At 46.7% G+C, this 13,384-nt stretch carries 16 protein-coding genes and 2 pseudogenes; 5 read left to right on the forward strand and 13 right to left on the reverse strand.

Annotated features, from left to right (window positions below; translation table 11 throughout):
- Window positions 1-126 precede the first annotated feature (126 nt).
- From B5F53_RS01160 to B5F53_RS01190, 8 genes are all read right to left on the reverse strand, one after another.
- The gene (locus B5F53_RS01160; protein WP_087218492.1) at window positions 127-996 is read right to left on the reverse strand and encodes a VirB6/TrbL-like conjugal transfer protein, CD1112 family; all 870 of its coding nucleotides are present in this window, start codon (window positions 994-996) and stop codon (window positions 127-129) included.
- A 19-nt stretch (window positions 997-1,015) separates the two neighbouring features.
- On the reverse strand, window positions 1,016-1,231 hold the full coding sequence (locus tag B5F53_RS01165) for a Maff2 family mobile element protein (RefSeq protein WP_087218494.1): 216 nt from the start codon (window positions 1,229-1,231) through the stop codon (window positions 1,016-1,018).
- 187 nt (window positions 1,232-1,418) lie between these two features.
- On the reverse strand, window positions 1,419-1,601 hold the full coding sequence (locus tag B5F53_RS01170; RefSeq protein WP_087218497.1) for a hypothetical protein: 183 nt from the start codon (window positions 1,599-1,601) through the stop codon (window positions 1,419-1,421).
- Entirely contained in the window at window positions 1,598-1,735 is a 138-nt protein-coding gene (locus B5F53_RS19785; protein ID WP_162610506.1) for a hypothetical protein, read from the reverse strand. Before B5F53_RS19785 ends, B5F53_RS01170 begins: the two co-directional genes overlap by 4 nt.
- Complete coding sequence (locus tag B5F53_RS01175; protein WP_442856279.1) at window positions 1,728-3,545, reverse strand: VirD4-like conjugal transfer protein, CD1115 family; 1,818 nt, start codon at window positions 3,543-3,545, stop codon at window positions 1,728-1,730. Before B5F53_RS01175 ends, B5F53_RS19785 begins: the two co-directional genes overlap by 8 nt.
- A 5-nt stretch (window positions 3,546-3,550) precedes the next feature.
- Window positions 3,551-4,033 (reverse strand): PcfB family protein, encoded by a 483-nt coding sequence (locus tag B5F53_RS01180; protein WP_087218502.1) that lies wholly within the window; start codon window positions 4,031-4,033, stop codon window positions 3,551-3,553.
- Between the two features lie 85 nt (window positions 4,034-4,118).
- Window positions 4,119-4,337 (reverse strand): DUF5348 domain-containing protein, encoded by a 219-nt coding sequence (locus B5F53_RS01185; protein WP_087218505.1) that lies wholly within the window; start codon window positions 4,335-4,337, stop codon window positions 4,119-4,121.
- Window positions 4,338-4,359: 22 nt separating this feature from the next.
- The gene (locus B5F53_RS01190) at window positions 4,360-5,358 is read right to left on the reverse strand and encodes a DUF6017 domain-containing protein (RefSeq protein ID WP_087218508.1); all 999 of its coding nucleotides are present in this window, start codon (window positions 5,356-5,358) and stop codon (window positions 4,360-4,362) included.
- A 280-nt stretch (window positions 5,359-5,638) separates the two neighbouring features.
- On the opposite strand from B5F53_RS01190, the pseudogene B5F53_RS01195 reads away from it, so the two are divergent.
- A pseudogene (locus B5F53_RS01195) lies at window positions 5,639-5,878 on the forward strand (manganese catalase family protein); the annotation flags it as partial.
- Window positions 5,879-5,959: 81 nt separating this feature from the next.
- On the opposite strand, the gene B5F53_RS01200 reads toward B5F53_RS01195, so the two are convergent.
- Window positions 5,960-7,255, reverse strand: coding sequence for an ATP-binding protein (locus B5F53_RS01200; RefSeq protein ID WP_087218511.1), 1,296 nt, complete (start codon window positions 7,253-7,255; stop codon window positions 5,960-5,962).
- A 181-nt stretch (window positions 7,256-7,436) separates the two neighbouring features.
- Here B5F53_RS01200 and B5F53_RS01205 point away from each other — a divergent pair, with 181 nt between their 5' ends.
- From B5F53_RS01205 to B5F53_RS20910, 3 genes are read left to right on the forward strand one after another with little or no spacing between them, the layout of a single operon-like run.
- Window positions 7,437-8,375, forward strand: a complete 939-nt coding sequence (locus B5F53_RS01205) for a DUF1848 domain-containing protein (protein WP_087218514.1) — start codon at window positions 7,437-7,439, stop codon at window positions 8,373-8,375.
- Window positions 8,356-9,291, forward strand: a complete 936-nt coding sequence (locus B5F53_RS01210) for a radical SAM mobile pair protein B (protein WP_087218517.1) — start codon at window positions 8,356-8,358, stop codon at window positions 9,289-9,291. Before B5F53_RS01205 ends, B5F53_RS01210 begins: the two co-directional genes overlap by 20 nt.
- Window positions 9,248-9,346, forward strand: a complete 99-nt coding sequence (locus tag B5F53_RS20910) for a DNA-formamidopyrimidine glycosylase family protein (RefSeq protein WP_442856276.1) — start codon at window positions 9,248-9,250, stop codon at window positions 9,344-9,346. The genes B5F53_RS01210 and B5F53_RS20910 overlap by 44 nt, the downstream gene beginning before the upstream one ends.
- A 12-nt stretch (window positions 9,347-9,358) precedes the next feature.
- Here the strand turns inward: B5F53_RS20910 and B5F53_RS01215 are convergent, their stop codons facing one another.
- Window positions 9,359-10,669 (reverse strand): MATE family efflux transporter, encoded by a 1,311-nt coding sequence (locus tag B5F53_RS01215; RefSeq protein ID WP_087218520.1) that lies wholly within the window; start codon window positions 10,667-10,669, stop codon window positions 9,359-9,361.
- A gap of 200 nt (window positions 10,670-10,869) precedes the next feature.
- On the opposite strand from B5F53_RS01215, the gene B5F53_RS01220 reads away from it, so the two are divergent.
- Window positions 10,870-12,246 (forward strand): MATE family efflux transporter, encoded by a 1,377-nt coding sequence (locus tag B5F53_RS01220; RefSeq protein ID WP_087218523.1) that lies wholly within the window; start codon window positions 10,870-10,872, stop codon window positions 12,244-12,246.
- 174 nt (window positions 12,247-12,420) lie between these two features.
- On the opposite strand, the gene B5F53_RS01225 is transcribed toward B5F53_RS01220, so the two are convergent.
- From B5F53_RS01225 to B5F53_RS01230, 3 genes and pseudogenes are all read right to left on the reverse strand, one after another.
- Complete coding sequence (locus B5F53_RS01225; RefSeq protein ID WP_204246893.1) at window positions 12,421-12,819, reverse strand: CD225/dispanin family protein; 399 nt, start codon at window positions 12,817-12,819, stop codon at window positions 12,421-12,423.
- Window positions 12,820-12,822: 3 nt separating this feature from the next.
- Window positions 12,823-12,888: pseudogene (locus B5F53_RS20915) on the reverse strand (zinc-ribbon domain-containing protein); the annotation flags it as partial.
- 49 nt (window positions 12,889-12,937) lie between these two features.
- Complete coding sequence (locus tag B5F53_RS01230) at window positions 12,938-13,363, reverse strand: DUF2752 domain-containing protein (RefSeq protein WP_087218529.1); 426 nt, start codon at window positions 13,361-13,363, stop codon at window positions 12,938-12,940.
- Window positions 13,364-13,384 lie beyond the last annotated feature (21 nt).

Raw genomic sequence — 13,384 nt, forward strand, 5'->3', positions numbered from 1 at the left:
ATAAGGGGCAGTCAAGGCAAAGGTCAGACTATGCCCTTTGCCGACATACAGGATATGGGATATATCCGCGTCAAGGTCGGGTTGTATTTTGCTTCGCAAAATCTCCACCCTGCCCTTGACACGCCGCTAATGTGCATTAAAAATCGACTTTGCAAGTGCGCCGGATTTGAATAGGGAAAAGCAGAGAATGACCGTATAGGCTGCAATAGAGAATATCGCGCTGTGTAGGTTGTCTGCGATAATCATGTCGTTTACAAGGACGGCATAAATGCCGACGCATATCATAATGAGGAACCCTTGAAAGCCAAGGGCGAACAGCCCTTTTAGGTAGTTGTTCCCTATCTGTCCCCATTCCCGGTTTGTCATGGTTGCGAATGGGATAGGCGATACCGAACAGTAAAGGTAAATTTCAATCATTCTGCCGTAGAGGATAACCGTTATCAGTACGGACATGATTTTCATGCACAAGCTCACAAGGCTTGTTTCAAGCATGAGTAAGAGAAGTTCGGGGATTTCCATTCCTTCAAGCCCCTCCTGCATGGAAGCAAGGGCTTCGGCAGCGTCGATAGCCGTATCGCTGCCGATAACCCCCGCCGCGCCGGAAACAATATGCTGCGCCATGTCAAAGACTGCCATAGTGATGTCAAAGGTATGCGTTACCAGAAAGACGGCAACGAACGCTTTGAAAAACCACTTGAAAAACATAAATGTGTCAACGTCATGCAGATTGTTCTTTTCCGTTACCATGCTGATAAGCTCCACACATAGGACATAGGTAATGACAAGCCCCGCAATGGGGACGATTACATTCTCCGAAAGGTTCTGTATCATGGAGAAGATATTCGCGTTCCACCCCTGCGGGGTCTTGCCTACCTCGTTTGCGATAGTGCCTACCTTTTCGTTTACGTCCCCGAACATAGTTGACAGATTACCGTTAATGGCTCCGATTAAGATACCCTTTATCCATTCGTTAATCGCGTCAAGTATGCTCTGCATAGGCGGCTACTCCTGCGGCTTATCCGAAAAGCCCGGTAAGCTGCGGTACAAGGAGCATACCGATAAGGGCAACGCCGCCGCCCGCCATGAGCTGTTTCATACCCTGTGATTTCGCGCCGGGGTTGTCGTTGCCGTAACCTTCCAAGAGGTTAATCACGCCCCAGATACCAAGTCCGGCTCCCAGTGCGATAACAAGGGTCTGCAAAACTTCTACTGCGCTGTTGAAAAATTCCATAAAGTTCTCCTTTCCTGCCGCGATAGCGGCTGCCCGAAAAAGGGCATAAAAAACGGCGGTCAGTTTTGGTAACTGCCGCGGTCATAAGTCCCCGCGCCGCCTAAATGTCTGCGGCGCAGCGGTATTCAGTTGTAAGTATGGGGAACATGGGTTTTCCCGGTAGGCGCGCGTATCATGTAACCAATATTTACAGTTGCGCTAATCCCTCCTTTCCCTGTGTCCGTTCTCTGTAATAGCGGTCATAGCTTTCCAGAAAACGCTGCTTGATTTCTTCCTCTTTCTGTGCCTGTTCAAGCGCATAGTCAATCAGCCAACGTATAGCTTCTTCAAGCCTGCGCTTTGCTACTTTCTTTCTGATACGTCTGTTCATGGTTTGACCTTTCTTGCATAAAATTGCTCAAACAGTTTAACAAGCTCCTGCATTTCCCGCCGCTTCCGTTCGTCGGCAAGGGATATGACTTTCTTTTTGTGGTCTGCGGTTTTTGTCTCGGTTCGCTTAATCATTTCCCTTGTCCTCCTGCAAATCTGTTTCGCTGATTTCGTAACAGTCAAAAAGCTCGTCCGGCTTTACGATTGCGGGGCGGCGTTTCATGTATCGTTCCACATCAAAGGTATTTTTCTTGTCGTAGTCGGCAAGGTATTTATAGTTCGGGTGCTTTGTAATGTCGTACTTATCCGAAAAGAACGGGCGCACACCCCGTAGCTGCAAGATACATTTCCCGCCGTCCATGACGGCGATTTCGTCCTGTGTCATAAGCTCCTTGCCTAACTTCTGGTAGTTCAGCCCGTGGGACTGCTCCCGTCCTCTGGTTTCGGAAGTGTTGAAGCTGTCAATGGTTTCTTTCCCCAAAAGCTCCGACATTTCTTTCAGCGTGGTTTTCTCCTTGCCGCCAAGGAAAAGGGTGGTGTCGCAGTTGCCGACTATGGTATCGGCGTTGTCCTTATAGATTGCCTTTAGCTGCGACTGGCTCTGCAAGATGATACAAGCGGAGATTTCCCTACTCCTTATGGTAGCGATTAACTTCTCAAACTTTGGTATCTGTCCGATATTGGCAAACTCGTCCAGTAAACAGCGCACATGGACGGGCAGCCGCCCGCTGTACTCGTCGTCGGCTTTATCGCATAACAGGTTGAAAAGCTGCGTGTAAAGGATAGATACGATAAAGTTAAAGGTGTCGTCGGTGTCGCTGATGATAACGAACAGTGCCGTCTTGCGGTCGCCCAGGGTGTCAAGCTCCATTTCGTCGGTTTCCAGAAGTTCACGCAGTTCCCGTATGTCAAAGGGGGCAAGCCGCGCCCCGCAGCTTATGAGGATTGAGGAACGTGTCTTGCCCGCGCTCAACAGGAATTTCTTGTACTGCCGGACGGCAAAATGCTCCGGGTCTTTTTCTTCCAGACGCTCAAACATGAGGTCAACCGGGGACTGAAATTCCGGGTCGTCCTCGCGGGCTTCCGACGCATTTATCATTTCAAGCAGCGTCGTGAAGTTCTTTTCGTCCTCTGGGGCTTCATACCAGATATAGCCGATAAGGGCGCAGTAAAAGAGCCGTTCGGACTTTACCCAGAAATCCTCCCCGGATTTTTCCCCGTCGCCTTTGGTATTGGCGATTATGGTATTTACCAGTTTCAGAATATCCTTTTCGTTGCGGATATAGGCGAACGGGTTATAGTGCATACTTTTCTTGAAGTTTATCGTATTCAGTACCTTTATCCGGTATCCGCTGCGCTGCAAGAGCTTCCCGCACTCTACAAGGACAGTCCCTTTCGGGTCAGTCACGATATAGCTCACGGGGATAGCATTTTCCCCGTTTTTGGAGCCGCCTGCGGAGCATTGCATAAGGTTCGGCTTTACGAAAAACCTTGTCTTACCGGAACCGGAGCCACCGATTACAAGGACGTTTTTATTCCTTGCGTACTTTGGCTGCTTCGGGCGGCTGTTCATGGTAAGCCGTTCCGTCTGGGTCAGAATGATGTTGTTCTGGAATACCGGGTCGATATAAGGCTTTATGTCCTCGGCTGTCCCCCAACGGGCAGAGCCGTATTCCATGCCTTTCCGGTACTTCTTCGCGTTCTTGCCTTTGAAATAGACAATCAGCCGGATAAGAACCGCCCCCGCTGCGCCGATAAGCAAGTCCATAGGGTGTAAGCTCGGCGCGGCGTTTGAAAAGGCTGCGGAAAATCCCGTCCCAAGGGAAAGCAGCTTTTCCGACAGGTCAGCCCCCGGCGACAGCCGGAACGCCTGCGCCGCCTTGTCAAAGAGCCAGACAAAGAGTAGATAGGGAATATTCGGGATAATCAGCTTTTTCAAGTCTATGTTGTTCAACGGTCAAGCCCCCTTTCTTTGTTCTTGACTTTCTCCCGGTTCGCATTAAGCTGCTTCGCCTTATCCCGGAAAACGGCTAACGTCTTTCGGATAGAGGGCTTTTGTTCCCGTGAGAGCTTCTTTGCGGAAAACTCCTTAAAGGCTGCGGTCAGCGCGTCAGCGTCCCGCGCCTTAAAGAAAACAAGGTACCGGGGCGGGTTTTCCGTCGCGTCCTTTTTCAGCGCAAAGTCAATCCCGTATTTTTTCGCGGTACTTTCAAAGGCTTTGATATTGTCCTTCGTGATTTCGATATTGGAAACGCCTGCGTTCTGCTTCATAAGCTGCTTTAGGGTCTGCCTGCCGTGGGGCATTTGCCGCTTGTTTACCTGCTTCTTTACCTGTGAGAGAAAGAATTTCATGGATTTTTGCAGCACTTCCGCAGACAGCTTCCCGGTCTTGATTGACAGGGCAATCACTTTTTCATTGACTTCCTCCTGCAATTATCGTCCTCCTTTCGCAAAAATCTGTTTCCGGGCAGAAAGAAAGGGCAGCCGTTTCCCGGTTGCCCTGTGTCTGCCGCTTTCCTTAAATCCGCACTCTAAGCCCGTTCAAGTCCTCGGCGCGTACGCCTACCAGATACCAGTTCTGTCCGTACTCCATACGGGTCGGCTTCCATTTCCCCCTTACGAACACTTCCAGACAGTCGCTGCAATGCAAGCCCCCGTAGTAGTCGGAAAGGTCAAAGCGAATGTCGTAACGGTCGGTCAGTTCGTCAAATACCAATGCTCCGGTTCTCTGTGCCATAAAAAATCCTCCTTGTGTTGTTCTAAAGGCTTTCGCCCTCGTTGCATGAATAATAGTCCGGGTCGCCAAACTGGGGCTTTCGCGGAGCCAGTGCGCCGCTTGCCATGTCGTGGGCGACAAGGGAAGTGTAGTAATTGCCGATAGTGGACGGTGCGTTGAACAGTGCCGCCCGTAGGTACTGCTTGATATTGCGGATTTTCGTGGTGTTCTCCCGCATACAGTCAAGGACGAACCGGATATGTTCGCTTTCCAGTTTCATAAACTTTGACTTTACAAGCTCTGCCGGGTAGTCGTCCCCGGCGATACGGATTGTCCTGCGCCTTGTGCAGACCGTTTCAAGGATAAGGTCAATGATTTCATTTATCCGGTCATGGTCGTAGGGCATATCCTGTTTGAGAATGTCATAGCAGATATTGTCCTTGATGATTTCCTCATATACCCGGTATGCGTCGTTCGGTTCCTTTCGTTTCCGTTCCCCGGCTGCGCCTGCGCTGCCGTTGGCTCCTGCCGCGTCCTCGAAAGGAGAGGGGTTAGGGGAATGGATTGGAATGGAATGGGTACTTTGTGTATCTGTATTTGGTTTTTCTTTTTTTGATAGATTAGTCTTTTGTTCTTCTTTAATTATTTGCATTGGATTTTCCGACGTCGGATTTCCCGTTGTCGGATTTTCCAATACCGGATTACCCGCTGTTGGATTTTCCAATATCGGCTTTTCCAACTCCGGGGGCTGCGGCTGCTCGTAAATGGTGTACTCAATGGCGGTCATTTTGCCTTTCTCATCGCGTCCCTGCCGCCTTGTGATATATCCGGCTTTTTCAAGCTCCCAGACGGCGGTACGGATAGCGTCGATACTTTCCCGGTTGATATGGGACAGCCCCGCAAGGGTATAGTCCCAATCTTCGGGAAGTGAGAGCATTTGCGACAACAAGCCCTTTGCTTTCAAGGTCAGCTCCTTGTTGCGTAAGTGGTGGTTGCTCATTACGGTATATCCTGTGTTCCGTTCCACTCTGAAAACTGCCATAGCTTATCAGCTCCTTTGCTGTGGATTTGTTACGCAGTAGAACGCGGATTTTAAGGGGAAAGGTATCTTTCCTTTGCTTCCCCGGTTTCGCGCTCTGGAAGCCTTATATATCAAAGCTCTTTCTGCCCCTACCGCGTAACATGAGGGCATTAAAAAAGCGGCGTTCCTGTTCTTCCGGGTGGGAAGTGGGAAACGCCGTCTTTGCGGTTCAATATTCAGTTTTAGTGTGTGTGAAAGCAGCTTGTCCTATCTGTTCTACATGATATGTTGTTCTTTCACAGTTGCAGCAGAACAAAAAGCCAGATCCACCTACGACAATATTCTGCGTGTGGTAAAAGATATTCCGGAAATCGCAGATCCCATTAAATTTTTACGGGCAAGGGAAATCGTCCATTTCCAGAGATTCGGTGAAGCCCTCAGAACCGTACAGGAACAGTTGGATGCAAAGAACTTCTATGCCTTTAACCCAAGCTTTGACAATCCCTGTATGGCAAGCTGCAGTCCGGGAAATAAAAATTAAAGAAAAGTAGAGTAGAGAGAAAGGATGCCTTAAAGTCATAAAAGACCAGGGGCACCCTTTCTTAATTTTGGGAAAATCATATTAGATACAGAATGCGGCATAAAGGGGAACAATCTTTTTATTGTCCTCAAACCCGAAGTTTTTAGCCGAGAGCTTAATGGCATAGGCAGGCTTGTAGGTTTCCATATAAACCTTCAGGCTCTTTGCCCGTGTGTTGTCAGCGGACTTGACCTCAATGGGTATCAGCTTTTCTTCACGCTGAATGACAAAATCAATCTCAGCGCTGCGTTCGGACTCCCAATAGTAGGTTCGATATCCGTTTATGGTAAGCTGCACATTTACATAATTTTCTGCCATACCGCCTTTGAAGTCGCCTATTTCCTCAACCATATAGAGAATGTCATTCGCCGCTAAATCCTTTTTGGCGCAAAGCAGGCCTGAATCAGATACATAAATTTTAAAAGCGTCAATATCACGGTAGTTCTCAAGGGGCTTTTTTATCTGCTCTACTTTGTAAACCTGTGACACGATACCTGAAAGGCAAAGCCATTCGATTGCGTTTTCAAACTCAGAAGCCCTGCCGCCTTTCTTTATCAGCTTATACTGAAAACGGGTATTTTTCCTGGAAAGCTGCACAGTGATATTATCATAAGCAAGCCTTGTTTTTTTGATTTCATTCAAATTGTTATATTTGCTCATATCATTGAGATAGCTCGCTAAAATCGTATCCTGTGTGTGTCGCACAAGGATATAATCCTTTGTTTCCACGAACTGCATAACACATTCGGGCATACCGCCGACAATAAGATATTGGCGATAGAGCTGCATTGCTGTATCATGCAGGGCAGACGGAAGGGGTGTATCGGTCTGAAAACTTTTTTTGATTTGTTCCACCAGAGCGTCCTCGCCTAAAGCTACCATAAATTCTTCCATATCCATAGGGTAAAGGGTTTTCATATCCACCTTGCCTACGGGGAAAGAGAACTTTGCTCTGTTGACCGCAACACCGAGCAGACTTCCCGCCACGATGATGTGATAATCGGGTGCGTCTTCACAAAAGTATTTCAACGAAGTCAACGCCCTTTCGCATAGCTGTACCTCGTCAAAGACAATCAGCGTCTTTTCCCGAACAATGGTTTGTCCTGCGATATGGGACAAAATTGGTATCAGATAATCGGGGCTGATAGTTTCCTCAAAGGTTTCATTCAGCTTTGGATGGGTTTCAAAATTGAAATATGCCACATTTTCATAATGGGTACGACCGAACTCAAGAATAGAGTAGGTCTTGCCGACCTGCCTTGCTCCCTGTAAAATAAGAGGTTTACGGTGTTTGCTTTCTTTCCACGCTTCTAAAAAGCTCATAATTTTTCGATACATTATCAGACCTCCTTCAAGGTATTAATTATAGTATATTGCATATTCGTGTAAATATCAATGAAATTTTATTGTAAAATCACATTAAAATACATGAATATTTCTTGATCTTTGGAAAGTTTTGTGTTATTCTAAAGTCAAAAAATAGACAGTCAAATATTGGATAAAATGAGGAGGAACAGGAATGATTATTAATACAGGAGGACGGACAGATACGGTCCAGTATTATACCAAATGGCTGCTGCGCCGCTTTTCGGAGGGGTATGTACTGACTCGGAACCCCATGTTTCCAAATAAAGTCAGCCGTTATGAACTGACTCCCGATAAAGTGGACTGCGTGGTTTTCTGTTCGAAAAATTATAAACCCATATTGCCCCATTTACATGATATTACCGATCGTTTTCACACATATTTTCACTATACCATTACAGCTTACGGGAAGGACATAGAACCGGGAGTTCCCTCCATTGAAGAAAGTATGGAAACTCTGAAAGAACTTTCTGATCTTGTGGGAAAGCAGCGTATAGCATGGCGTTATGATCCGGTTCTTCTGACTGGCAAATACACCATTTCCCGCCATCTGGAAACCTTTGAACGAATGGCAGAAGTTCTTGCCCCCTATATTGACCGCTGCATTTTCAGTTTTGTGGAAATGTATAAAAAGCTGGAAGTCAATATGCCGGAGATACACCCCTTCTCTGTGGAGGAGATGAATCTTCTGGCGCAGGGACTGGGATCCACTGCAAATAAATATGGGATCCGGATTCAGACCTGCGGAACAAACGGAGATTATACCCGGTATGGAATTCACGCATCCGGATGCATGACTCTCGATATATTAGGAAAAGCAAATGGAATTGAATTTAGAAATCTGAAGCATAAGGGAATGCGCCAGGGCTGTCATTGTATAGAAAGCCGGGACATCGGGGCCTATGATACTTGTATGAACGGATGCAAATACTGTTATGCCAATAAAAATCCACAGAAGGCCTTTGAAAATTTCCGGTATCACGATCCGGATTCCCCCCTGCTGTTGGGACAGGTAAGACCCGAGGATACTGTGACCCAGGGAGTGCAGAAGTCATTCTTGAAAGGAGCAGGAAATGGAAAAACCAGTCATTAACACAACAGAAGTAAGAAGTATATTGTCAAAATCCAATCTGCCGGTATGTGACTATTCGGTTAATCCATACACCGGCTGTACCCACAGGTGTCGTTATTGCTATGCATCTTTTATGAAACGCTTCACAGGACATAAAGAACCCTGGGGAACCTTCCTGGATGTGAAGATATGGCCGGAAATTAAGAATCCGGGAAAATATGCGGGTAAGGAGCTGTTTATCGGCTCGGTTACAGATCCCTATCTTCCGGAGGAAGAGACTTACGGACGGACAAGAGAGCTGCTTCTTCAGCTAAAAGGCAGCGGTGTCAAACTATCCATTGCCACAAAAAGCGATTTCATACTGCGGGATTTGGAACTGATAAAAACCTTTCCCGATGCCCGTGTGTCCTGGTCCATTAACACCCTGGATGAAAATTTCAAAAACGATATGGACAAGGCAGTATCCATTGAACGACGGCTTGCAGCCATGGAAGCTTTTTACCGGGCCGGAGTGCGTACCACCTGCTTTATTTCGCCGATTTTTCCGGAAATTACCGATGTGAAGGCCATTATTGAACGGACGAAAGGGCAGTGCAATCTGATCTGGCTGGAGAATCTGAATCTGCGGGGAAACTATAAAACGGAAATTCTGAATTACATAAAGGAGAAATATCCGGAACTGATGTCCCTGTACCGGGATATTTACATCAAAGGAAACCGCAGTTACTGGGAGATGCTGGATGCAGAGCTGAAAGCCTTTACAGAGAAAAACGGACTGGAGTACAAAACCAACGATGACAGTATGAAGCGTCCTTTTGAAGCGCCGCCGGTGGTTGTAAATTATTTCTACCATGAGAAGATTAAAAAATCTGCCCGAAAAGGAGGGAAATCCCATGCCGGAATTACCGGAAGTAGAAACAGTAAAGCGGATACTTGAAACCTGGATACAGGAAAGAAATGTAAAAGTCTCAGAAATCATGTCAGATTTCTGAGACCTTTCTATGTCAGCTATAACGTTTCATGGAAAATACCACGTAGGCGAAAACAAGCAGTTCCGTAATCGGCATGGCAAACCATAAGGATCCCACCCCGGCCAGAACGGGGAGGACATAAATGAGAATCCCGCTGATGACCAGGCCTCTGGATACGGAAACCAGGAAAGAAACCTTCGGTTTCATCAAAGCCTGGAAGTAATAAGTGGAAAAAATATTAAAAGGCAGAAGGAGGAAAGAAATCCCGTAACTTCGGATAATAGGAGGAGCCATCTTCAGCACTTCTGCAGTGGGATTCATGAAAATCCGGGTGAAACCATTGGGGAATACCAGTATGGCCAGTGTCCAGGCGAGACTGAAAAATCCGGCTGTCCAGAGGGCATATTTTAAAGTCTGACGTACCCGGTCCCGTTTTTCCGCCCCGTAATTTATGGAGAGTATGGGCTGGGCAGCCTGTCCCACGCTGTAAGCGCAGCACTGAACAACCGTACTGACATTTACAATAATACCGTAGACGGAAAGAGCCGCGGAACCGGAATATTTCATTATCTGCCGGTTGAAAAACATGGTCAGAATGCCCATTGCCACATCAATAAAGAAAGTGGAAAAGCCCATGACCAGAATCCGGTTTAATTTCTGAGGAAACGCGGATACTTTCACAATCCTGAGAGAATTCCGGGAGGTGAAAAAGTGGCTCAGTAACACTATAAAAGTCAGGGCTGCACCCAGGGCAGTGGCAAGTCCGGCGCCCATGATCCCCATTCCCAGAGGAAAGACGAAGAGATAATCTCCGATAATATTTAAGATTCCTCCGGAAAGAACAGCGGCAGTGGCAAGTCCCGGATTTCTGTCGTTTCGCAGGAAAGCGGCCAGCATCTGATTAAAAACAAAGAACGGAATCACAAACTTAATGGGCAGCAGATATTCCTGGGCCAGAGGCAGCAGCGCCTCATCAGCGCCGAAAAGGCGAAGCAGAGGAGCGTCCAGAAACAGAATCAGCAGCCAGCTAATCAGGGCAAAGGCGGCTGTCCCCGTAAGAGAAGCGGTAAAGTATTCGTTCTCCGAGTTTCCGCCTTTTTGCTGTTGTCCCTTCAGAGTACTGAAAAGAACAGAGCCGCCGATTCCGGTAAGAAGTCCCAGGCTGTAAATCAGATTCCAGATAGGAGCCACCACTGCCAGCGCTGCAGTACCGTCAGGCCCCTGGTATTGTCCTACCATGGCCATATCCACAATAGCATAAATAGAACTGATCATGGCGCTTCCAAAGGCGGCGGAAAGATATTTAAAATAAAGGGATTTTATATCCTGACGTAAAAGATCCATAAAATTATCCTCCTTTACGATTAGGTTTTGACACCTTAATCCTATTACATAAGAAAGGCAGATAAACTATACCATAAAGGGCAAAAAGAAGCAAGAACTATCTTTCTTTCCAATTCTTGACAAAAACGGAAAAGCTTCTTATTATTTACAATAAATAGCGTCAGCATACCTGTTTTGGGAATTGAAGGAGGGAGAAATAGATGAAGGAAGAAGATTTTCTGGGCACAGAACCTGTGGGAAAACTGCTTCGCAAACTGGCGCTTCCTACGGTAGTGGCCCAGCTTATCAATATGCTGTATAACATTGTGGATCGGATTTACATAGGACATATTCCCGGGGAAGGGGCTCTGGCTCTGACGGGAGTAGGGGTGTGTATGCCGGTGATTATGATCGTCTCGGCCTTTGCCGCTCTGGTCAGCACCGGAGGAGCGCCCAGAGCTTCCATCTCCATGGGAAAAGGCGAGCGTGGGGAAGCAGAGAACATACTGGGAAACTGTTTTACCACACAAATGATAGTGTCATTGCTTTTAACGGCTGTGCTGCTTCTCTGGAACCGGGATTTTCTGATGGTTTTCGGAGCCAGCGGCAATACCATTGAATATGCCACAGATTATATGCAGATTTACGCAGTGGGAACGATTTTCGTGCAGCTTACCCTGGGAATGAATGCCTTTATCACTGCCCAGGGATTTGCAAAGACAGGGATGTATTCCGTACTAATCGGGGCTGTCTGCAATATTATTCTGGATCCCATATTTATTTTCGGATTCGGATGGGGCGTCCGGGGAGCGGCTCTGGCAACCATTCTCTCCCAGGCTGTCTCCTGCATCTGGGTTCTGGCTTTCCTTTGCGGACAAAAGACTTTCCTGAAAATCCGCAGGAAGAGTCTTCGTCTGAAAGCCAAAGTCATACTTCCCTGTCTGGCTCTGGGACTGGCTACCTTTATTATGCAGGCCAGTGAAAGTGTGATTTCCGTCTGCTTTAATTCCTCCCTCTTAAAATACGGCGGCGACATTGCCGTGGGAGCAATGACCATTCTTACCAGCGTTATGCAGTTTGCCATGCTTCCCCTTCAGGGACTTGGCCAGGGAGCGCAGCCGATTATCAGTTATAATTACGGAGCCAGAAATACGAAACGTGTCAAAGGGGCTTACTGGCTCTTTTTGAAAGTAAACCTTTGCTATTCGGTCCTTCTCTGGGCGGCGGTTATGCTGTTTCCCCAGGGATTTGCAGGACTTTTTACTTCCGATCAGGAGCTGATGGAATTTACAAAGACAGCCCTGAGAATCTATATGGCGGCTATGCTGCTGTTTGGAATTCAGATAGCCTGCCAGATGACGTTTACCTCTATCGGACACGCCAAAGAATCCATTGTAGTAGCTGTTGTGAGGAAATTTGTTCTGTTAATTCCTCTTATCTATATCATGCCTCAGATACTTCCGGAGACAAAGACCATGGCGGTTTATCTGGCGGAACCTATCGCGGATACCATAGCGGTGACCTTTACGGCTGTTTTATTTAGCATTCAGTTCAGAAAAGTATTAAGAAGGCTGGAAAGTGTTCCGCAGAATGAATGAGAACAGAGACAATATGGTCGCATCCACAGCGGAGCGATTTTTATGTAATAGGAAATCCGACGGAATTTCCTATTGCATAAAAAAACGTATCGGTTATTCAGAGACGGATTTCTCTGAAACCGATACGTTTTTTAGATCACACGGAAATGATTTAAGGCTCCTCAGAAAGTCTGATTATACCATCAAGAGAAAGAAAAACCACAATATATCGAACAGGAATCCTGCTATAGTGCCTATGATGCACAGCATTACAGCCGTCTGCAGCTTTTTCTCCTGCTGTTCACGGGTAGGCTGCTTTTTAGCGGTTACGGAGAAAACCAGTCCCGCAATTCCCAGAGGCGGACAACAGCAGATTAAATTGACAATGGACCAGATCAACAGATGGGTTTCTGTAAGACGGGTCCCGCCCAGAGACGCAGTAGGCTCATCCTGTCCGTTATTTCCGGTGTTATTATAATTGGGGTTATATCCGTTGGGATTGTAGCCCTGATTCTGTTGATAATTCTGCTGGTAGTTCTGCTGATAATTAGGCGGAGTCTGGCCTCCGGGATTTTGATTTGTGTTTTGGAACACAAAGCCGCATTTTTGACAATAATTCATGTTGTCGGGCAATTGTGTACCGCAGTTGGGACAATTTTTCATGTTGTGTACCTGTCCATACAGTCTGTATGGGTCCTTTCTTTAAAAATTTTTATGAAATGGGTGCCAGAAGGGTAAAAGGAAACCAGGGAAGATTTCGCAAAACCCAGTACCCTAAAATAATCAGCATGATGAGGTAATAAGTTCTCAGGGAAACTTTAGGCATCCAAATATAGTCTTTATGAAATACCAGATACAGATACTGCTGAAAAAAATACCATCCTACGATAGGGATGGCGGGAAGGAGCAGGACATTATTCCGAAAAGCCCTGAAGACGTCGCCGTGAATCAGAGCAGAAAGGGCTCTCCCCGTACCGCATCCGGGACAGTAAAATCCTGTCAGGGAATGAAAAAAACAGGGAAAAGGACTGCCGTATCGATATAGAAAAAAGAATCCCCCCGCCAGAATACATGGAACTGCAATTCCGAATAATATTCTGAATAATAATGAATTTTGTAGTCTCTGTAATGGATTCATCCGTTAATTTCTCCTAAATGA

Origin of the sequence: Blautia sp. An249 (genome assembly GCF_002159835.1) — a bacterium.
Classification (GTDB): Bacteria; Bacillota; Clostridia; order Lachnospirales; family Lachnospiraceae; genus Blautia_A; species Blautia_A avistercoris.